The following is a 21,231-nucleotide window of genomic DNA, read 5'->3' on the forward strand; positions in this document are numbered from 1 at the left end:
ACGGTTCGGCGTGCTTCAAGGCTTCTTTTCGAGCCCCCAGACGCGTCCACAACCAAGTTTGCGCCCGATCCGAGCCAGAATCCGCGCGCAGACCAAAACCGCGCCCGTCGCCCCCCTTGTCACCGAGTTCTCACACAGCCCCCGCCCTTTGTGAAGGGACCGACTGTTCCTTGTGGACGGGCCTAAGTTGATACTCGACAACGTCTTGCCGAGCACCCGCGGCGAATGACAGATCTATCGCCGAAGCCGTGGTCCATCTGCATCATAACCCATTGATCCTCATGAACCCTCTTCGTGACCCCCGTGGTCCACATTGGTTATAATTCATTGGGTTTCTTCGGCATCTGGCACTCCCCTACGGGCTGCCACTTATCCCTGTAAGATGATGATTTTTCCGATAATCCGCAGGGTCCAGAGCCTTCACTGACAACCCAAGCATGACAAAATGGTGCCCGAAAAGCACCCTACAGATAAAGACCAGGTTGGCGATGTTACGGCAAAGTTGATCGCCCTAGGCGTGACGCCAGACCTTCACGGCAGAAATCAACAGGATTGCGGCAAGCGCGGGAAGCAAGACCCCGTCAGGGATCACGCCCAATAGAAGCCCTCCGATGAACGTGCCGACGACGGAACCTGCAGCCATGACCAACAGAAATGCCCGGTTGCGCCCAAGAACGGCAAAGCTCTGGTCGCGACTGTAGCGGGTAAAGCCTACAATCATCGTCGGAAGGCTGACCGCGAGCGACAACGACCCGGCTAGTTTCACGTCGGCCCCGAACAGCAAAACCAATGTGGGGATAAGCAGTTCGCCTCCGGCAACGCCCATAAGCGATGCAACAACACCAATTCCGAAGCCTGCGACGACGCCTGCGACCATCTGCGCGGTGCCCGTGAGAATTGCGCCAGTCGAAGAAGGTTCATGTCCGAACAGAAGAACGGCGGCGATTGCGACTAACAAAACGGCAAGAACCTTGTAGAGCGTTTCCGACTTTAGCCGGGTTGCCCATCCTGCGCCAAACCAGGCCCCTGCAAGGCTTCCGGCAAGCAGGTTCACAACAATCGGCCAATGCGAAGCAATTTCGGAAAAGGGAACGGTCCCGGCCCGGAACGGTAACGCCGTTGCGACGACGACAAGGCTCATTGCCTTGTTCAAAATCACGGCTTCAAGCGCGGCGAAGCGAAACATACCGATCAAAATCGGAAGCCGAAATTCGGCTCCGCCAAGTCCGATCAAACCGCCAAGGGTTCCGATGGCTGCGCCGCCTATGAAGGCTGCGGGCTTACTGCGGTTCGGGACTTCGGCGTAGGTTTCTTTTATCATACCGATATAGCTACCCGGACATTTCGAACATGCAACGAAAAAAAAGATCCCCCGAAACCTTGCGGCAACGGGGGGCAGGCAGCTTCCATAGTGGCCCTGTGGACGATCGTCAGACGGCGGTTGCGGGGATGCCCAAAGGGGGGCGTCAGGGTCGATGCCTGCAGCGGTGCAGGCTTGGCGCATGGTGGCCCCTGTGGCGACCCGCAGCACGGTTCCAGCCGGGACATCGGGCCGTTCTGCCCCTGCCAGCCAGCCGAGAAGCTGCGCCCGGCCTGCCCGTTTTACAGGGATCTGCGTTCTATGCCGCACTCTTCCACATGAGCGGGGTGATGTTCACGATGCTGTCGCCGACGCTGACCATCACATCGCCATCCTGAATATTCACCTGAAGCTTCATCGCGCGGCTGGCGAGGGCTGCCAATGCGCCGGTGTCCTTTTCGGACAGTCCGATGACGTGCAGGTTTGCAAAGCGGGTGGTGCTGGTTTTGATCTTGTCCCACCACATCTCGGCGGTTCGTCCGCCATAGGGGTAGACCACCACCTTGCCGGCCTTGCTGCACGATTGCCGCATCACCTTTTCGCTCGGCAGCCCGAGTGCCACCCAGACATCCAGCTCGCCGCTCAGGCTTTTTTGCCAGATGTCGGGCTCGTCGTCGGTTGAAATGCCCTTGGTCATCTCAAGATTCTCATGCGCGTTCAGCGCAAAGGCGATGATGCGCACCATCAGGCGCTCTTCGGTTTCAGACGGGTGCCTGGCCACGGTCAGCTTGTGCGTCTCGTAATAGTGGCGGTCCATGTCGGACACAGAAAGCTCGACTTTGTAGATGGTGGCATTCTGCGCCATGATTGTTCCGCCCTCTTGAGGTTGAGGGTGCCTACTGCGTCTGGCCGTCTTGCGAAAGCCGATAAAGCGGGCGTGATCGCTGGTGCCCTGCGATTGACCGTATTGGATATGGTCAGCCTTTGGGCAGCCCTGCGGCCTTCCCGGCCTGTGCTCTGCCCCATCTCACGATCATTTGTCCCTTACCGGCTTTTGCCATTTGTGCCTTGCGGCATAACTCGCTCTAATGAGACCCGGTAACCCCAATGGAGGCGTCGACATGGCCATATCCCCCCCCGAAACCGATCTGGTGGAGGCTATTGAGCGGCTGGGCGACCGGCTGGGGCAGGCCAAGGCCTCGATCAACCGGCGCTTCATCGGGCAGGAGAAGGTGGTCGATCTGGTGCTGGCGTCGATGCTGTGCGGCGGGCATGCGCTGCTGGTGGGCTTGCCGGGGTTGGGCAAGACGCGGCTGGTTGATACGCTGGGCACGGTGATGGGGCTGTCTGCCAACCGCATCCAGTTCACGCCCGACCTGATGCCTGCCGATATTCTGGGGTCTGAAGTGCTGGAAACCGCAGATGGCGGGGCGCGGGCGTTCCGGTTCATCGAAGGGCCGATCTTTTGCCAGTTGCTGATGGCGGATGAGATCAACCGCGCCAGCCCGCGCACGCAATCGGCGCTGTTGCAGGCGATGCAGGAAAAGGAAGTGACCATCGCGGGCCAGCACCGCAAGCTGGGCCGTCCGTTCCACGTGCTGGCGACGCAGAACCCGATTGAACAGGAAGGCACCTATCCGCTGCCCGAAGCGCAGCTGGACCGGTTTCTGGTGCAGGTCGATGTGGAATATCCCACGCGCGCGACCGAGCGGGATATCCTGATTGCGACGACCGGGGCCGAGGAAGCGGAATCGACGCAGGTGTTTGCCGCCGATGAGCTGCTGGCTGCGCAAGCGGTGCTGCGGCGGATGCCGGTAGGTGAGGCCGTGGTGGAAGCGATCCTTGATCTGGTCCGCGCCTGCCGTCCGGGTGAGGCCGAGGGGCGCGATCTGGAGGGCAGCCTGAGCTGGGGCCCCGGCCCGCGTGCGGCGCAGGCCCTGATGCTGACGGTGCGGGCACGCGCGTTGCTGGACGGACGCCTGGCGCCGTCGGTTTCGGATGTGGCGGCGATGAGCCGGGCGGTGCTGACGCATCGGATGGCGCTGTCTTTTGCGGCGCGGGCACGGGGCGAGACGCTGGCGGGCATCATTGACCGCGTGACCAGCCGCACCCTGCGCCTTGAGGCCGCTGCGTGAGCCTTGACCTTCAGTCCCGCGCCGAGGCGCTTGGCCAGTCGTTGCCACCCCTGCTGGCGGAGGCCGAATTGCTGGCCGCCACGGTGATGATGGGGGAACACGGGCGCCGGCGCGCGGGGCAGGGGGATGAATTCTGGCAATACCGCCCCGTGAATGCGGGTGATTCGGCGCGGCTGATCGACTGGCGCCGGTCGGCGCGGGGGGATGCGCATTTCGTGCGCGAGCGGGAATGGCAATCGGCGCAATCGGTGACGCTTTGGGTCGATCCGGCGAAGTCGATGGCGTTTTCGGGCGATAAATCCCGCGCGCCCAAGGCTGACCGCGCCAAGGTGTTGGCGCTGGCCACAGCGGTGCTGCTGTTGCGGGCGGGCGAACGCGTCGGGCTTGCGGGCGACGCGGCGCCTCCGCGCCCCGGACGGTCGCAAATCGTGAAGCTGGCGGCGGTGCTGTCGGGGGCAGAGGAGGGCGGCGAATACGGCACGCCGTCCGCCACCGGCATGGTCAGTCATGGCCGTGCGCTGTTCCTGTCGGATTTCTTTGGCGATCTTAACGCGTTGGAGGCGGCCCTGACCGCCGCCGCCGACCGGGGCGTGCGGGGCGCGCTGGTGCAGGTGCTGGACCCGGCAGAGGAGGAATTTCCGTTCTCGGGTCGGACAGTGTTTGAATCAATGGGCGGGGGCGTGCGGCACGAAACCCAGCAGGCGGGCGATCTGCGGGACCGCTATCTCGCGCGGTTGGCGGAACGCAAGGACCGGCTGGCCACGCTTGCCCGCGCGGTGGGTTGGCATGTGACCACGCATCACACCGGGCAACCCGCGCAGGCGGGATTGCTTTGGATCTATTCTGCCTTGCAGGGGGGGCGCTGATGTTCATGCTGGGCCCCATCGGCTTTGCCACGCCCATGCTGCTGTTGGGGCTGCTGGCGCTGCCCGTGCTGTGGCTGCTTTTGCGCGCGGTGCCGCCCGCGCCGATCCGGCGACGTTTTCCGGGGGTGGCGCTGCTGCTGGGGTTGCAGGATGACGAGGCCGAGGCCGACAAGACGCCGTGGTGGTTGCTGCTGCTGCGCATGGCGGCGATTGCGGCGGCGATCATCGCCTTTGCCGGGCCGGTGCTGAACCCGGTTGAACGGCAGGCGGGCACTGGCCCGCTGCTGATTGCCATGGATGCGACATGGGCCGATGCGCGCGACTGGCCGCGAAGGCTGGACCGGACATCGGCGCTGCTGGACGAAGCGGCGCGTGATGGCCGCCCGGTGGCGCTGATCCGGCTGAGCGATGCGCCGGGCGAGGTGGCGTTTCAGGCCGCCGATGCCGTGGCGACGCGGTTGGCCGGGGTGACGCCGCAGGCATGGAGCCCACGCGATCTGGCCGGATGGGCGGGCGCGCTGCCCGAGGGCGGGTTTGACACGTTCTGGCTGTCGGATGGACTTGACCACCCGGCGCGCGGCGCGCTGATGGATGCGTTCGAGGCCAAGGGCACGGTGACCGTGTTCGAAAGCCCGCGCCCGGTGTTTGCGCTGCATCCGGCGATGTATGACGAAGGGGCGATCCAGCTTGCCGCCACCCGCCTGCCTGCGGCCGACCCCGTATCGGTCGAGGTGTCGGCGCGCGGCCCCGATCCGTCGGGGGTGGAGCGGGAGTTGGCGCGGATTGCGCTGGATTTCGGGCTGGGGGCCGAACGGGCCGAGGCGGCGCTGTCGCTGCCGCCGGAACTGCGCAACCGGATCACCCGGTTCGAGATTGCTGGCTTGCGGTCAGCGGGTGCGGTCAGCCTGACTGATGACAGCCTGAAACGGCGCAAGGTCGCGCTGATCGGTGGTGGCGCGGACCGCGAGGGGCTGCAACTGTTGTCGCCACTGCATTACCTGCGGCAGGCGCTGGAGCCGGTGGCCGACCTGATGGAAGGGTCATTGACCGACTTGCTGCTGGCCTCGCCCGATGTGGTGATCATGGCCGATGTGGCGCGGCTGTCGCAGTCTGACACCGATGCGCTGCTGGACTGGCTGGACACTGGCGGCCTGCTCTTGCGCTTTGCCGGGCCGCAGATGGCGGCGTCGGACATCAGCCGCACGGTGGAAGACCCACTGCTGCCGGTGCGGCTGCGTGAAGGCGGGCGGTCGGTGGGCGGCGCCATGAGCTGGGGTGAGCCGAAGACGCTTGCACCCTTTCCTGAAGACTCGCCATTCCACGGGCTGCCGTTGCCGGGGGATGTGACTATCACCTCGCAGGTGCTGGCGCAGCCCGACCCGGAACTGGCAGACCGCACGATTGCGGCGCTGGCAGATGGCACGCCACTGGTCACCCGCAAGGCGGTGGGGCAGGGGCAGGTGGTGCTGGTGCATGTAACGGCGAATGCCGAATGGTCCACCCTGCCGCTGTCGGGGTTGTTCATGTCGATGCTGGAGCGGATGGCCGTTTCCACCCGCCCCGTGGCACCCGAGGCTGCCGATCTGGTCGGCCAGATCTGGGTGCCAGAGGTGGTGCTGGACGCCTACGGCCAGCCGCAGGAGGCGGGCGATCTGCCCGGCCAACCGGGCGACGTGCTGGCGCGGGCCATGGCCACAGGCCCCGGTCCTGATCAGCCACCGGGGCTGTATGCCGGGGCGGACCGGCGGGTGGCGCTGAACGTGATCACGTCCGAGTCCACGCTGGCCGCCGCCACATGGCCACAGGGCACGCTGATAGAAGGCTTGGACACGCCCCCCGAACAGGCGCTGAAGGGCGCGTTCCTGTCGGGTGGGTTGATGCTGTTGATGCTGGATATTCTTGCGGCACTTTGGGTATCTGGCCGTCTGGGCGGCTTTGCGCGCGGGGCGGCGGCGTTGGCGGCGCTGGTGCTGATGGTGCCGCAAGCACAGGCGCAATCCGGGGCGCAGGACATGACCGATGACGCCAAGGCGCTGGAGGCGACAACGGGCCTTGTGCTGGCCCATGTGCTGACGGGCGATGCGCGGCTGGATGAAACGGCGGCGGCGGGGCTGCTGGGTCTGGGAGAGATCCTGTGGCAGCGCACCTCGATCGAGCCGGACCCGCCGGTGGGGGTGAATATCGAAACCGACGAACTGGCGTTCTTTCCGTTCCTGTACTGGCCGGTGTCTACCGCGCAGCCGCTGCCGTCGGCCACTGCCTACTCCAGGCTGAACGATTATCTGCGCACTGGCGGGATGATCCTCTTCGACACCCGCGATGCAGATCTGGCGGGCGGCACCTCGCCCGAGGGCCAGCACCTGCAACGCCTTGCCGCCGGGCTGAACATCCCGCCGCTAGAGCAGATCCCGGCCGATCATGTGCTGACCCGCACCTTCTATCTGTTGCAGGATTTTCCGGGTCGCCATCAGCGCAGCCCGCTGTGGGTGGAGGCAGCCCCGCCCGATGCTGAACAGGTCGACGGGATGCCGTTCCGCAACCTGAATGACGGGGTGACGCCGGTGGTGATCGGCGGCAATGACTGGGCCTCGGCCTGGGCGGTGGGGGCCAATGGCGCGCCCATGTTGCCGGTGGGGCGCGGCTTTGCCGGAGAGCGGCAGCGCGAGCTGGCGTATCGCTTTGGCGTCAACCTGATCATGCATGTGCTGACGGGGAACTACAAATCCGATCAGGTCCATGTGCCTGCCCTGCTGGAAAGGCTTGGCCAATGATGCAAAGCCTTGTGTTCGCGCCGCTGACTCCGTGGCCGATGATCTGGGGGGCCATGGCCTTTGCCGTGGTGCTGTTGGCGCTGGCGGTGATGCGCGGGCTGTCGGGCTGGGGGTTGCGGGCGGTGGCGGCGGGGCTGGTGCTGCTGGCACTGGCCAATCCGGCGTTGCAGGAAGAGGACCGTGCGCCGCAGTCCGACATCGTGATTGCGGTGGTCGATGACAGTGCCAGCCAGCAGTTGTCGGATCGCCCAGGTCAGACGGCACGCGCGTTGGCGGCTTTGGAGGCTGAGGTCGCGGCGCTGGACAACACCGAACTGCGCGTGACGCGCGTGGGCGACGGACCGGAGGATGCGGGCACTCTGGCGATGACGGCGCTGGCAGAGGCGCTGGCCGAAGAGCCGCGCGCGCGGGTGGCGGGTGCGGTGATCATCAGCGACGGGCAGGTGCATGACCTTGACATCGCGCCGAACCTGCCCGCGCCGCTGCATCTTTTGTTGACCGGTGAGCCGGAAGATTGGGACCGGCGCTTGATCGTGAAGAATGCCCCCGCCTTTGCCATCTTAGGCGAAGAGGTGATGCTGACCCTGCGGATCGAGGATCAGGGCGCGGTGCCTGCCAGCGTCAGCCCGATGGCGGAACTGACCATCGCGGTGGATGCCGATGCGCCGCAGACCTATAGCGTGCCGGTGGGTGAGGATCTGGAACTGCCGGTGACGCTGCCGCATGGCGGCATGAACGTGCTGCAATTCACCGTCGCCGCCGCCGAGGGCGAGTTGACCGACCGCAACAACGCCGCCGTGGTGCAGATCAACGGCGTGCGGGACCGGCTGCGCGTGCTGTTGGTGTCGGGTGAGCCGCATGCCGGCGAACGGGTCTGGCGCAACCTGCTGAAATCGGATGCGAGCGTGGATCTGGTGCATTTCACCATCCTGCGCCCGCCGGAAAAGCAGGATGGCATTCCGGTATCAGAACTGTCGCTGATCGCCTTTCCCACGCGCGAATTGTTCGTGGAAAAGATCGAGGAATTCGATCTGATCGTGTTCGACCGCTATTCGATGCGGGGCATCCTGCCGATGTCCTACATGGAAAACATCGTGAATTATGTGCGCGGGGGCGGTACGGTTCTGGTGGCCGCGGGCCCGGAATATGGCGCGGTGGACAGTTTGTGGCGGTCGCCCCTTGCCGAGATCCTGCCTGCCGATCCGACGGCGCGGGTGATCGAGGGCGGGTTTCAGCCTGCGCTGACCGACCTTGGCCGCCGCCATCCGGTGACCGAAGGGCTGGAAGATCTGGCCCCTGAGGGTGGCTGGGGCCGCTGGTTTCGCATGGTCGATGTGATCCCGCGCGCGGGCCAGGTGGTGATGGAAGGGCCGGAGGGGCGGCCATTGCTGATCTTGAACCGGGTAGAGGAAGGGCGCGTGGCGATCCTTGCGTCGGATCATGCGTGGCTCTGGGGCCGCGGCTATGAAGGCGGCGGGCCGCAGCTGGAACTGCTGCGCCGGTTGGCCCACTGGATGCTGAAAGAGCCGGAGCTGGAGGAAGAAACCCTGACCGGCACGGTGTCGGGCCAGATGCTGACCGTGATCCGCCGCAGCATCGAAGAGACCCCGCCGGGGGATGTGACGATCACCGAGCCTGATGGCACAGAAACGGCGTTGACGCTGGATGAGGTATCGCCCGGCCGGCATGAGGGCGTGTTCGAGGCCCCCAGTGTGGGCCTCTACCGGATGGAACAAGGTGGTCTGAGCCGCGTGGTGGCCATTGGCCCGTCCTCACCGCGCGAATTTGTGGAAACCATCGCCTCGGGCGCGCCGCTGGCCGACGCTGTGGCCGCCACCAATGGCGGCGTGTTGCGCCTGTCGGATGGCGCGCCGGATGTGCGCACGGTGCGTGACGGCCGGCCTGCCTCGGGGCGTGGCTGGATCGGGATCACCCCGCGCGGGGCTTATGTGACGCAGGATGTACGGGTGGCGGCATTGCTGCCGGGCTGGGCCTGGTTGATGCTGGTGGCAGGCTTTGCGATCACCGCCTGGCTGATCGAGGGCCGCAAGGGCGCACGCCGGGCAAGTTGACCACCGGGTCAGCGGGCCAGCATCACCTCGCGCGAGAGCGAGGCGAATTCACGCCGCAGCAGCACGAAGCAGGTGATCACTGTGGCCCCGATCAACGCCCATGGCCCAAGCAGCCATGTGATGGCAGCAAGGGCGAAATAGATCGATTGTAGCCCGCGGTTGAAACTTTTGGCGGCAGTGATGTTGATCTCTGCGGCCTGATCGGCGCGCGGATAGGCTTGCGGATCAGCCACATCATTCGGCACCGAGGCCATCAGGATCGCGCAATAGCCGAACAGCCTGTGAGCCCAGACAAATTTCAGCAGCGCATTGGCCAGAAACACCAGCACGAGGATGATCTTCAGCTCGACCCGGACCCCCGCCGCCTCTAGCGTCAGGTCATGGGCCAGCCCTTCCAGAGTGGTCACATTGCCAATCAGCGCCACGCCGCCGCCGATGGCGATCATCGAGGCCGAGGCGAAAAAGGCTGTGCTTTGGCGCAGAGAGTCGATGATATTGGCGTCGAAGATGCGGGGCGAGCGGGTGACGAACTGGCGCATCCATTCGCGGCGGTATCCGGCCATCAGGGCCGAGACCGAAGGCCGCGATGCTGGCGGGTGTTCGGCCAGCCAGCCCGTGACCGCCCATGTAAGGATCAGGACCGCAAGAGCGATTCCGTCCAGCGCGTCCAGCGAGAATGTGGCGAACAATGATGTCATGCGCGGACTGTAGCCAAAGCCCAAACGCTTTCCCACGCCAAAATTGGTGATTTCATTTTACCAATCCTTGGGTTAAGCTTATTGCTTGGATTAGTGTCACCACTTTGTCAGGGGAACGCCAATGGAAATGCCCGCGCCGAACAGCATGGTTTTGTCTGCCAAGCCGCAGATCGTGGCCCGGTTGCGCACGGTGCTTCCCCCAGATGCGGTGATCGAGGATGCGGCGGAAACCCGCGCCTATGAATGCGATGCGTTGACGGCCTATCGCTGCCCGCCGCTGGCGGTGGTGCTGCCGCGCACCACGGCAGAGGTGTCGGATGTGCTGCGCATCTGCCACGAGGCGGGCGTGCCGGTGGTGCCGCGCGGGTCTGGCACATCGCTGGCCGGGGGGGCGTTGCCGACGGCGGATTGCGTTATTCTGGGCGTGGCACGGATGAATGCGGTGCTCGAAACGGACTACGACAACCGCTTTATCAGGGTGCAGTCGGGCCGCACCAACCTGAGCGTGACCGGCGCGGTGGAGCAGGACGGATTCTTTTACGCGCCCGACCCGTCAAGCCAGCTGGCCTGCGCCATTGCGGGCAATATCGCGATGAATTCCGGCGGGGCGCATTGCCTGAAATACGGGGTGACGACCAACAACCTGCTGGGTGTCACGCTGGTACAGATGGATGGCACGGTGCTGGAAATCGGCGGCGCGCATATGGACTCGGGCGGGTTAGACCTTCTGGGCGTGATCTGCGGGTCCGAAGGACAGCTTGGCGTGGTGACCGAGGCCACCCTGCGCATCCTGCCCAAGCCAGAGGGTGCACGGCCGGTGCTGGTGGGGTTCGACAGCAACGAAGTGGCAGGCGAATGCGTGTCTGACATCATCAAGGCGGGTGTGCTGCCGGTGGCGATCGAATTCATGGACCGGCCTTGCATCGAGGCGACCGAGGCCTTTGCCAAGGCTGGCTATCCCGATTGCGAGGCCCTGCTGATCATCGAGGTCGAGGGCAGCCCCGCCGAGATTGACGAACAGCTGGCGTTGATCAAGGCCATCGCCCTGCGCCACAACCCGGTCGAATTCCGCGAGGCGGCGGATGAGGATCAGGCCAAGCGCATCTGGCTGGGCCGCAAATCGGCCTTTGGCGCGATGGGGCAGATCAACGATTACATGTGTCTGGACGGCACGATCCCGGTGTCATCGCTGCCTTACGTACTGCGCCGGATTGGCGAGATGTCGAAAGCCATCGGGCTGGATGTGGCCAATGTGTTCCACGCAGGTGACGGCAACATGCACCCGCTGATCCTGTTCGATGCCAACAAGCCCGGCGATCTGGAAAGATGCGAGGCGTTGGGGGCCGACATTTTGCGGCTGTGTGTCGAGGTGGGCGGCTGTCTGACCGGGGAACACGGCGTGGGGATCGAGAAGCGCGACCTGATGGGCGTGCAATTCGCGCCCGACGATCTGGAGGCACAGCTGTGGGTCAAGGATGTGTTTGATCCACGCTGGTTGCTTAATCCGGCCAAGGTGTTTCCGCTGGCTGTCACGGCCAGCCGTCGCGCTGCCTGAACCGCCGGGGGGCTGTCTGCCCCCCCCAAGCTCAGCGGTTTCTTGAACCGATGGCGAAACCGCTGAGTTCCCCCCTAGGATATTTTTGAACAGATGAAAGGGCAGGGAATGCGTCCTGCGAATGAGGCCGAGCTGGCCGAGGCGATCCGCGCAGCCAACGGGCCGGTGCTGGTGCGCGGTGGTGGCACGCGGACGGTTGGGGCGTGCACAGGTGAGGTGCTGGAGACTGGCGGTCTGTCGGGTGTCGCGCTGTATGAGCCGGGGGCGTTGACGCTGGTGGCGGGGGCGGGGACGCCTTTGGCCGAGGTGGAGGCGCTGCTGGCTGTCGAAGGACAGCGGTTGCCGTTCGAGGTGCCCGACATGCGCGGGCTGCTGGGGCGGTTGGGCGACAGCACTTTGGGCGGGGTGGTGGCGGCCAATGCCAGCGGCCCGCGCCGGGTGCAGGCGGGGGGGTGCCGCGACAGCCTGATCGGGGTGCGGTTTGTCGATGGCGCAGGCACGGTGATCAAGAACGGCGGGCGGGTGATGAAGAATGTCACCGGCTATGATCTGGTCAAGCTGATGGCCGGGTCATGGGGCACTTTGGGGGTGTTGAGCGAGGTCAGCTTCAAGCTGTTGCCGGTGCCAGAGGCGGGGGCTACGCTTGTCATTCGGGGTCTGTCCGATGCCCAAGCGGTGCAGGCGATGGCGTCGGCGCTGGGGTCACCGTTTGAGGTGAACGGGGCCGCGCATTGGCCGGGGCAGGGGACGTTCCTGCGGATCGAGGGGTTTGCGGCTTCGGTCGCGTACCGCGCGACGCAGCTTCAGCGGCATCTGGCAGCCTTTGGTACAGTGGAGATGGAAGAGGGCACGGCCCGATGGGACGCCATCCGCGATGTGGTGCCATTTCACGGACGCGAAGGCGATGTCTGGCGCATCTCGGTCAAGCCGTCGGACGCGCCGGGGCTGGTGGCGCGGATGGGGGATGCCGAAGTGCTTTATGACTGGGGCGGCGGGCTGATCTGGGCGCTGATGGTGCCGGGGGCCGATCTGCGGGCGCAGTTGGGAGCGTTTCAGGGCCATGCCACGCGGGTGCGCGGCGCGGGACCGGGCGCGTTCCAGCCCGAACCGCCCGGCGTGGCGGCGCTGACGCGTGGCTTGCGGGCGAAGTTCGATCCGCGCGGGTTTTTGAACGCTGGCCTGATGGGGGCATGACATGCAGACCACCTTTACCCCTGATCAGTTGAAAGATCCCGGCATTGCCCGCGCCAATGAGGTGCTGCGGTCCTGCGTGCATTGCGGATTTTGCACCGCGACCTGCCCGACCTATCAGGTGCTGGGTGATGAGCTGGACAGCCCGCGCGGGCGGATCTACCTGATCAAGGATATGCTGGAACAGGGCCGCCCTGCGGATGCGCAGACGGTCAAGCATATCGACCGGTGCCTGTCGTGCCTTGCCTGCATGACGACCTGCCCATCGGGGGTGCATTACATGCATCTGGTCGATCACGCGCGCGATTACATTGAGGCGACCTACAAGCGCCCGTTCATGGACCGGATGCTGCGCGCGGTGCTGGCCTGGATCATCCCGCATCCGATGCGGTTCCGGGTGGCGATGCTGGGGGCGAAACTGGCGCGGCCGTTCCGCGCGCTGGTGCCTGATGCGCGGCTGCGGGCGATGCTGGACATGGCGGCGGTGCCGATCCCGCCGGTCAGCCGCAATGATGACCCGCAGGTGTTTGCGCCCATGGCCCCCAAACGGATGCGGGTGGCGCTGATGACCGGTTGCGCGCAAAAGGCGCTGAACACCGATATCAACGATGCCACCATCCGCCTGCTGCGCCGGCTGGGGGCCGAAGTGGTGGTGGCCAAGGGGGCAGGGTGTTGCGGGGCGCTGACCCACCACATGGGCAAGACCGACCAGTCGCATGCCTCGGCTGCCGCCAACATTCGGGCGTGGATGGCAGAGAAGGCTGGCGCTGGCTTGGATGCCATCGTGATCAACACCAGCGGCTGCGGCACCACGATCAAGGATTACGGCCATATGTTCCGCACAGACCCGCTGGCGCAGGACGCGACCACGATCGCCGGGCTGGCAATGGATGTGTCGGAGGTGCTGACCAAGCTCACCTTGCCCGAAGGTGCGCCCAAGGGCATCAAGGTGGCCTATCACGCCGCTTGCAGCCTGCAGCATGGCCAGAAGATCAAGACCCTGCCCAAGGACCTGCTCAAACGCGCGGGGTTCACGGTGGTTGAGCCGGCGGACAGCCATTTGTGCTGCGGTTCGGCAGGCACCTACAATCTGCTGCAACCCGAGATCAGCCAGCAGCTGAAGGCACGCAAAGTGAAGACGTTGGAGGCAAAGGTGCCCGACATCATCGCGGCGGGCAATATCGGCTGCATGATGCAGATCGGGTCGGCCACCGGCGTGCCGGTCGTGCATACGGTGGAGCTGCTGGACTGGGCAACCGGTGGGCCCCGGCCCCGGGCGCTTGGCGCGTCAGGGCCGAAGTGATCACAGGGGCAGCGCCTTGCGGCAGGGAGGATAATCCCTGCCGGATCGGCGGTTACTTGGTATCCGCCGCCAGACCCAGGCCAATGCCGACATTCGCGCCGCTGCCGTCAAGGCCAAAGCCGACATCCGCGCCGACATAGCTGTCGCGCGCCAGATAGGCGATGCCGACATTCGGGCGGATCGTCTGTGATCCCAGCATGAAATCGACCCCGACCGTGCCGGCGAATTTCTTGCGTTCATCATCCGAGAACACCCGCAGGCCGACGCCGGTATCGCCTTGCGATCCGCCGCCCCAGGTGAAGCTCAGGCCAAGGCCCACGGTCGGGTCAGCCGCGACCGGGGTGGCCAGAGCCAGGATCAGGGGTAGGGGTGTCAAAAATCGGTTGGTCATTTGCTCGCCTCTGAGTTTATTTTTATTGTGGGCAATGTAACCCGAAGCACGGTTCCGGGCAAGCATGGGGCGCGGGGTTGGGGCTGTGGCCAAGTCTTTGGTGACAGCTGTGGCTTTTTGCGCCAGACACGGACATAAATCGGCCTGATTGGGCAGGCACTGCGCAAAGACGGGCGCGGCAAAAGCAGGCTGGGCGAATTACCGGCATCGGAGGGTTTATGCGGTTCGGTCAAGCCATTGGCACCCTTTTTCTGGTGCTGGCCCTGTGGGGTACAGGTGCGGCACTGGCGCAGGGCAATGGCTTGCGGTCGCTGCAGACCGGCGACGATTCACGCGGCTGGGAGGCGGTGGGGCGGCTTGATCTGGGCGACCGGGGCTTTTGCACCGGGGCGCTGATTGCCGAGGATCTGGTGCTGACGGCGGCGCATTGCCTGTTCGACAAGGAAACCGGCATCAGCATTGATGCATCAACAATCCAGTTTCTGGCCGGCTGGCGCAACGGGCGGGCGGCGGCGTATCGCGGGGTGCGCCGCGCGCTGGCACATCCGGAATATGTCTATGGTGGCGGCGACAACATGCAGCGGGTGCCGTTTGATGTGGCGCTTTTGCAATTGGATCAGCCCATCCGCCTGCCGTCGATCCGGCCCTATTCCACCGACGCACGGCCCGCCACGGGGGATGAGGTGGGTGTGGTGTCTTATGCGCAGGACCGGGCCGAGGCCCCGTCGCTGCAACAGGTCTGCCATGTGCTGGGGCGGCAATCCATGCTGCGGGCCGGGGTGGTGCTGAAACCCATCGGCGACGGGCTGGATACGCTGGTTCTGTCTTGTGATGTCGATTTCGGGTCGTCGGGCGCGCCGGTGTTTTCGCTGCGCGACGGCACCTTGCGCATTGTTTCGGTGATTTCCGCCAAGGCCGAGGTGGATGGCCGGAAGGTCTCGCTTGGCACGCCACTGGCCGACCACATCGCCTTTCTGCAAAGCAAGCTGGCCGAGGGCGGGTCGCGGTTGCGCCCGGCCAATGTGCGGGTTTTGTCGGGCGGGTCGGGCGGAAAATTCGTTCAGCCCTGAGCGCGCCGGGCCGGGCAGTTGCCCGTGGCCCGGATGCCCTTGAAACCGGGTTTTGCGCTTCCTACCTTTCCATCATCCGGGTGCCACAATGGGCCCGGACCCTTGACTGGCCGCCCCTGACCGGGGGGCCTTCCCACTGCATCGCTTTTGAAAAGGATGACCCATGCGTAATTTTGATCTTGCCCCGCTCTATCGTGCCACCGTCGGTTTTGACCGCATTGCCGATCTGGTGGATCGCGCCCTGACGACCGATGTGGCGCAACCAACCTACCCGCCCTACAACATCGAAAAGACGGATCAGGATGCCTATCGCATCTCGGTTGCCGTGGCTGGTTTCACCCCGGATGAATTGTCGGTCGAGGTGAAGGAAGGTGCTTTGCATGTCACCGCCCGCAAGGCCCCCGAGGCAGAGGGGAAAACCTTTCTGCACCGTGGCATCGCTACCCGCGCGTTTGAACGTCGCTTTGCCCTTGCCGACCATGTCCGCGTGACCGGGGCCGTGCATGAACACGGCATGCTGCACATCGACCTGGTCCGCGAAACGCCCGAAGCGTTGAAGCCCCGCCGGATAGAGATTGGCCGCGCGTCTGACGTGCAGGCCAAGGCGCTGGAAGGCACTGCGGTCTGATAACGGTCTGACGCTGGATCAATCGCCCGCCGGACATGGTCCGGCGGGCTTTTTTTGGGGTCGCTCTGCCTACTGCGCCAAGGATTGCGCCAGCCGCATCAGGCTGACCGCCTCGCCCCGATAGCCAAAGCGGTCCTCGCCCTGGTTCGCCTCTGCCAGCGTGATGGCCTCATCCCAACCCCAGGCCTCCAGATAGACCGATCCGCGCAGCAGCTGGCCAAAGCCGGCGATGGCTGCGGCAAAGCGTGCGTCGGGGTCAGCCTCGGTGCCCGCCACGATAGGCGCTTCTATCAGGGCGCTGACGGACTCGCCCGGGGCCTTGTAGCGCAGGCGCAGAAAGCCAAGCTCTGGCGCATCGGCCACAATGTCCCCGATTGCGGCTTCATCGGCCATCGCATCGGAAACCGCCGTGCCATAGCGCAGCGGGTCGTTCCGCAGGGCGGGGCTGCCGGGCGCTGTCACCTCGTAGATCGCCGTCACCTGATGGCCCGCCCCGATTTCGCCCGCGTCCACGGCATCATTGTTGAACTCCTCGCGCCGCAGGGCGCGGGTCTCATATCCGATCAGCCGGTATTCCGCGACTTGGGCCGGGTTCCATTCGATTTGCAGCTTCACATCATCGGCAATCGGAAACAGCGCCCCGGTCAGCTGTTCCACCAGCACCTTGCGCGCTTCCAGCAGGGTGTCGATGTAGGCGGCCATGCCGTTGCCGTTCTGCGCCAGTGATTGCATCACCGCGTCATTCAGAGTGCCCCGGCCAAAGCCCAGCACCGACAGGTAGACGCCGGTCTTGCGCTTGCGGGCGACAAACGCCTCCAGCCCTTCGGGATCATCGACGCCGAGGTTGAAATCACCATCGGTGGCAAGCAGAATGCGGCTGACTTCGCCCGCCGCTGTCATACCTTCGGCAAGGGTGTAGGCCAGCGTCAGCCCGGCGGCCCCCGCCGTCGCGCCGCCGGCATCCAGCCGGTCCAGCGCCGCCAGAATGGTGGCGCGTTCACTGGCCGGGGTGGGAGCCAGCACCTCGCCCGCCGATCCGGCATAGGCGACGATGGCCACCTGATCCTCGGGCCGCAGTTCGGCTAGCATCAGCCCCATCGATTGTTTGAGCAGAGGCAATTTGCCCGGCTCATTCATCGAGCCTGAGGTGTCTATCAGCAGCACAAGGTTCAGCGGTGGCCGCGCCGCCACCTCGGGCAACCGCCCTTGCAGGCCGATGTGCACCAGCCGGGTACCGGCATTCCACGGGGTTTGCATCACGGTCACGTTTGCGCGGAACGGCGGCTCTCCGGCTTCGGGGGCGGGGTAGGCGTAGGGGAAGTAGTTCACCATTTCTTCAACCCGCACCGCATCGGGGGCGGGCAAGGCACCGGCCATCAGGCTGCTGCGCACAAGGGCGTAGGATGCGGTGTCGACATCGGCGGAAAAGGCAGACACCGGCGCCTCTGCCGTCACCTGCACCGGGTTGGCACCTGCGTTGGCAAAGACCTCTTCGTCGGCGCCAGGCGCGGGGGCCATCAGGTTGGCTTCCGGCGCGGCCATGGTTTGCGGGGCCACTTCCAGCGACAGATCTGCCGCACCTGCCTGTGACGCAGTCGGGGCTTCGGCGGGGGCGGCCTTGCGGGTCATCATCGGCCCGGGGGCGGACCTTGTCAGCTCTGCCGGGGCCATCTCTGCCGGGGCCGCAGCGGGTGGGGCCTGCGCCGATTCTGGCGCAGCCATCCTGACCGTCGGCGCCTCGGCCTGCGGCAGCAGCACCACCAGCCCGACTGCCAGTGCTGCGGCAGAGGTGGTCGCGGTCAGCAGGGGTTTCAGGGTCAGGGCTTTCAGCATCTTGCGCACTCCGCTGGCAAACCCCGCCGTCGGGGCGCGGTCAGCAGTGGGACGCAGCGGCGGCGTCGATCCTTGGCGCGACAGGGCCGAATCCTCATAGGCCGCCATCGCCCGGTTCAACGCCTCGGCCCGGGCGGTGGGGTCGCTGGTGGGTGCTGTCTGCAGGGCGGCGCGCAGCTTGTCGAGTTCCGGATCGCGGGTCATGCCTTTGCCTCTTCGGTGGCCAGGACGCGCAGCCGTTTCTTCACCTCGGACATCCGCCAGGCAATCGTGCCTTCGGACAGGTCCAGGATCGCCCCTGCCTCGGCCTGGGTCATGTCTTCGCCCAGCACCAGCGCCACGGTGTCGCGCAGTTCCACCGGCAGGCGCGTCATGGCGTCCGCCAGCCAGTCTTGTGCCGCGCGGTCTTGGGCCATCGCCTCTTGCCGGGCGATTTCCCAATCCCCCCAACCCGTCGCCGCCCGCTCGCGCACGGCGGCGCGGCGGCGGGCGTCATGCGCGGCGTTGACCACCACACGGTAAAGCCAAGTGGTGAACCGCGCTTCGGCCCGCCAGCCGCGCAACCGGTGGGGCAGGGCGGCGCAGATGTCCTGCGCCAGATCTTCGGCTTCGGCGCGGCTGCCGGTCAACCGCCAGCCAAGCCCGAAAATCCGGTCATAATGCCGGGTCACCAGCGCCGCAAAGGCGGCGTGGTCGCCGCAGGCTGCGGCTTGGGCAAGCGTTTCATCAGAAGTGTCCATCAGCATCACTGTAGGTCAGACGCGCGCCGGGGGGCAATCCTTGGCGGTCGCTTTGGCAGATGGAGGGTAAATTGCGGTTTAAATAGGTGCCCCGACCCGGGGAAGGCCGGGGCACCGGACGCACCTTGCATTGGGGGACAACAGCAAGGCGGTTTGGCAAGATCATGGGAAGGCTCAATGCAGTACAGAAGGAAAAAATCCTGCGCCCCGACCCGAGAGCGGCCGGGGCGCAGGTCCCGCCTTGCCCCGGACCAGGGCAAGACGAGGGTTAAAATTACTTTTCGCGAAATAAGCACCCCGACCCGGGGAAGGCCGGGGTGCCGGGTGCGCCTTGCCATTGGGGACACGCAGGCAAGACGCGGAAAACCGTGGGCTGATCAGTAGATCAGGCTGTCATAGATGCCGTAGCTGCCGGCGCGGGTCTGCAACTGACGCTCGCCGCCGCTGTCGCGGGCATAGGCCACCACGGCCCGGTAGGTGCCGGGGCCGAAAGACGCGTCAATGCCTCCGGTGTAATAGCCAAAGGCGCGCAGCCGGCTTTGGATCGCGCGGCGCTGCGCTGCGGAATAGGTGTTGAAGGTCTGCGCCGCGACCGTGGCATGCACGGAATTGTTCGACCCGATCACCCGGCCGCTGGTGCTTTGATGGTGATCGTTACGCGGGCGGTATTGTTGGCTGTAATCGTTGCGCGGGCGATACTGCTGGTTGTAGTCGTCGCGGTGGTGGTACTGCGGCTGCGGCTGCCGGTGCGGTTGTGGCCGGTACACCGGCTGCGGCTGGGCCTGTGGCGCACGGGCCTGCGCATCATTGATCAGCGCGCCGATGATCACGGTGGCGGCGACGCCTTTCAGGAAGTTGCGCTCGTTCTTGCCAAGCGCCTGCGCCGGGGCAGCGGCGGTGACAGCGATGGACAATGCGGTGACAGCAGCGATGGCGGCAGTTTTCACATTTTTAAACATCGGGTTTCCTTTCCCAGGTATCGCGGGGCTGAGCAGAGCGCCGCTGTGATGGGAAAGGATATGCGCAGACAGGCCGCGCTAGGCAAAAACGCCGCAGTGCTATGGGATAGCGCCTTTGAAATCAATGACTTGTGATTGCGAGGATTTCAGGGTGCCCGCAGTTCGATCAGCCGTGGACCGTTACACTGCTGCTGCAGCGCGTCGCGCAGGGCATCGGGGTCGGGAAGCAGGCTGGCAAAGGGCAGCCCGCAGGCTTCGGCAAAGGGGCCAAGATCCAGCGGCGACGGATCGCACCCGATCACTTGGGTGCCCGCGCCTGCCATCGCCTCGGCAATCTCGCGGTAGCCTTGGTTGTTCCAGACGATGAAGGTGATGGGCAGGCCTTCGTCCCGGGCAGTGCGCAGCTCGGCAGCGCTGAACTGCAACCCACCGTCGCCGATCAGGCAGACCACCGGCGTTCCGGGCGCGCCAAGCGCGGCACCGATAGCCGCGCCCGGGCCAAAGCCAAGCGCGCCGTAACCGGTGGCGGCGTTGAACCAGCCGCCTGGGCGGTCGTGATCGTAGAACAGGTTGGCGGCATAGACCGGCTGGGTGCTGTCGCCTGCGATGATCGCGCCGGGCTGCGCGTCGCGGATCGCCTCGACGATGGCCAGCTGTGCCTGCATCGCCGGATGCAGCCCCGCCAGTTCGGCCCGCGCGGCGCGGCGTGCGGCCTCGGCTCGTGCCGGACCATCGGCCTGCCGCGCGACCACCGTTTGCGCCAACGCGTCCAGCGTCAGCCCGGCATCTGCCTGTATGCGCAGCGTGGCCCGGTGCCGCGCCAGCTGTTCGGCGCAGACATCCACCCGGATCATCCCCGTCAGATCAGGAAAGCCGCCGCGCACATACATGTCGTAATCCGTTGGCCCCAGTTCAGTGCCCACGGCCAGCACCTGATCGGCCCCGGCAATCAGCGCGCGCACCGCATCAAGGCTGGGCGATGCGGGCACGCCCAAGGCGTGCCCGAACATCACGCCGCGTGCGTTCACCGTCTGCACCACCGGCGCATCGAGCGCCTCGGCCAGCGCGCGCAGCGGACCCGCCGCTGCCCTGGCACCACCCCCGGCCAGAATGACCACCCGCTGCGCGGCGTTCAGCAGTGCCGCCGCATCGGCCAGCGTCGCCGAATCCGGCGCGCACAGCGCAAGCGGCATGGCAGGCGGCAAAGCCGCTGCCTCCAGCGCCATCACATCGGTCGGCACTTCGATATGCACCGGGCCGGGCCGCGCGCCCAGCATCAGCGCAAAGGCCCGGTCCAGCACCGGGCCCAAGGTCTCGGGCGCAGTCACCCGCAGCGTCGGGCACAGCGCCCGCACCATCCCGGCCTGATCGGGCAGTTCGTGCAGCAGGCCAAGACCTTGTCCCAGGGAATCGCGCCGGTTTACCCCCGACACCACCAGCATCGGCACAGAATCGGCGCGCGCCTGTGCCATCGCGGTCAGCGCATTGGTCAGCCCCGGCCCGGTAATCACAAAGGCCACCCCCGGCTGCCCGGTCACCCGGGCATAGCCATCGGCCATGAAGGCCGCGCCCTGTTCATGCCGCGCGGTCACATGGCGCACAGGTGATCCGGCCAGCCCCCGGTACAGCTCGACCGTGTGGACACCGGGAATGCCGAACACCACTTTGACCCCGCGCGCCGCCAGCCCCTCGACCAGACGCATTCCCACCGTTGCCATC

At 65.7% G+C, this 21,231-nt stretch carries 17 protein-coding genes; 9 read left to right on the forward strand and 8 right to left on the reverse strand.

All coding sequences use genetic code 11. The annotated features are described in order from the left end of the window. Positions 1-511: 511 nt before the first annotated feature. The gene (locus EEB11_RS08340) at positions 512-1,321 is read right to left on the reverse strand and encodes a sulfite exporter TauE/SafE family protein (RefSeq protein WP_135430202.1); all 810 of its coding nucleotides are present in this window, start codon (positions 1,319-1,321) and stop codon (positions 512-514) included. A gap of 298 nt (positions 1,322-1,619) precedes the next feature. Next, positions 1,620-2,165, reverse strand: coding sequence for a YaeQ family protein (locus EEB11_RS08345; RefSeq protein WP_135430204.1), 546 nt, complete (start codon positions 2,163-2,165; stop codon positions 1,620-1,622). A gap of 256 nt (positions 2,166-2,421) precedes the next feature. Here EEB11_RS08345 and EEB11_RS08350 point away from each other — a divergent pair, with 256 nt between their 5' ends. The 4 genes from EEB11_RS08350 to EEB11_RS08365 are packed head-to-tail and all read left to right on the forward strand — an operon-like array spanning position 2,422 to position 9,144. Then, entirely contained in the window at positions 2,422-3,435 is a 1,014-nt protein-coding gene (locus EEB11_RS08350; protein WP_135430206.1) for an AAA family ATPase, read from the forward strand. Then, positions 3,432-4,301, forward strand: coding sequence for a DUF58 domain-containing protein (locus EEB11_RS08355; RefSeq protein WP_245298830.1), 870 nt, complete (start codon positions 3,432-3,434; stop codon positions 4,299-4,301). Before EEB11_RS08350 ends, EEB11_RS08355 begins: the two co-directional genes overlap by 4 nt. Next, positions 4,301-7,072, forward strand: coding sequence for a DUF4159 domain-containing protein (locus EEB11_RS08360; RefSeq protein WP_135430208.1), 2,772 nt, complete (start codon positions 4,301-4,303; stop codon positions 7,070-7,072). The genes EEB11_RS08355 and EEB11_RS08360 overlap by 1 nt, the downstream gene beginning before the upstream one ends. Further along, positions 7,072-9,144, forward strand: coding sequence for a hypothetical protein (locus EEB11_RS08365; RefSeq protein WP_210134404.1), 2,073 nt, complete (start codon positions 7,072-7,074; stop codon positions 9,142-9,144). The genes EEB11_RS08360 and EEB11_RS08365 overlap by 1 nt, the downstream gene beginning before the upstream one ends. Positions 9,145-9,152: 8 nt before the next feature. Here the strand turns inward: EEB11_RS08365 and EEB11_RS08370 are convergent, their stop codons facing one another. Beyond that, positions 9,153-9,842 (reverse strand): DUF599 domain-containing protein, encoded by a 690-nt coding sequence (locus EEB11_RS08370; RefSeq protein ID WP_135430212.1) that lies wholly within the window; start codon positions 9,840-9,842, stop codon positions 9,153-9,155. Positions 9,843-9,963: 121 nt separating this feature from the next. Here EEB11_RS08370 and EEB11_RS08375 point away from each other — a divergent pair, with 121 nt between their 5' ends. The 3 genes from EEB11_RS08375 (at position 9,964) to glcF (ending at position 13,891) form a co-directional block, all read left to right on the forward strand. After that, positions 9,964-11,397 carry an FAD-linked oxidase C-terminal domain-containing protein gene (locus tag EEB11_RS08375; protein WP_135430214.1) on the forward strand — a complete coding sequence of 478 codons (1,434 nt, stop codon included), beginning with the start codon at positions 9,964-9,966 and terminating at the stop codon, positions 11,395-11,397. A gap of 108 nt (positions 11,398-11,505) precedes the next feature. Then, the gene (locus tag EEB11_RS08380; RefSeq protein WP_135430216.1) at positions 11,506-12,591 is read left to right on the forward strand and encodes an FAD-binding protein; all 1,086 of its coding nucleotides are present in this window, start codon (positions 11,506-11,508) and stop codon (positions 12,589-12,591) included. Between the two features lies 1 nt (position 12,592). Further along, a complete protein-coding gene (gene glcF / locus EEB11_RS08385) occupies positions 12,593-13,891 on the forward strand; it encodes a glycolate oxidase subunit GlcF (RefSeq protein ID WP_135430218.1) in 1,299 nt (432 codons plus the stop codon). 52 nt (positions 13,892-13,943) lie between these two features. Here glcF and EEB11_RS08390 read toward each other — a convergent pair whose 3' ends face one another. Further along, the gene (locus tag EEB11_RS08390) at positions 13,944-14,282 is read right to left on the reverse strand and encodes a hypothetical protein (protein WP_135430220.1); all 339 of its coding nucleotides are present in this window, start codon (positions 14,280-14,282) and stop codon (positions 13,944-13,946) included. A gap of 218 nt (positions 14,283-14,500) precedes the next feature. On the opposite strand from EEB11_RS08390, the gene EEB11_RS08395 reads away from it, so the two are divergent. After that, positions 14,501-15,352, forward strand: coding sequence for a trypsin-like serine peptidase (locus EEB11_RS08395; RefSeq protein ID WP_135430222.1), 852 nt, complete (start codon positions 14,501-14,503; stop codon positions 15,350-15,352). Between the two features lie 163 nt (positions 15,353-15,515). Next, complete coding sequence (locus EEB11_RS08400) at positions 15,516-15,980, forward strand: Hsp20 family protein (RefSeq protein ID WP_135430224.1); 465 nt, start codon at positions 15,516-15,518, stop codon at positions 15,978-15,980. 69 nt (positions 15,981-16,049) lie between these two features. On the opposite strand, the gene EEB11_RS08405 is transcribed toward EEB11_RS08400, so the two are convergent. The 4 genes from EEB11_RS08405 to EEB11_RS08420 form a co-directional block, all read right to left on the reverse strand. Then, a complete protein-coding gene (locus EEB11_RS08405) occupies positions 16,050-18,017 on the reverse strand; it encodes a YfbK domain-containing protein (RefSeq protein ID WP_135430226.1) in 1,968 nt (655 codons plus the stop codon). Then, positions 18,014-18,553, reverse strand: a complete 540-nt coding sequence (locus EEB11_RS08410; RefSeq protein ID WP_135430228.1) for an RNA polymerase sigma factor — start codon at positions 18,551-18,553, stop codon at positions 18,014-18,016. Before EEB11_RS08410 ends, EEB11_RS08405 begins: the two co-directional genes overlap by 4 nt. Before the next feature lie 377 nt (positions 18,554-18,930). Further along, positions 18,931-19,512: a peptidoglycan-binding domain-containing protein gene (locus EEB11_RS08415; RefSeq protein WP_135430230.1), complete on the reverse strand. Its 582-nt coding sequence runs from the start codon at positions 19,510-19,512 to the stop codon at positions 18,931-18,933. A 146-nt stretch (positions 19,513-19,658) separates the two neighbouring features. Then, the gene (locus tag EEB11_RS08420) at positions 19,659-21,230 is read right to left on the reverse strand and encodes a 5-guanidino-2-oxopentanoate decarboxylase (RefSeq protein WP_135430232.1); all 1,572 of its coding nucleotides are present in this window, start codon (positions 21,228-21,230) and stop codon (positions 19,659-19,661) included. Position 21,231: the final 1 nt, after the last annotated feature.

It is taken from the genome of Pseudotabrizicola sediminis (genome assembly GCF_004745575.1).
GTDB classification, from domain to species: domain Bacteria; phylum Pseudomonadota; class Alphaproteobacteria; order Rhodobacterales; family Rhodobacteraceae; genus Pseudotabrizicola; species Pseudotabrizicola sediminis.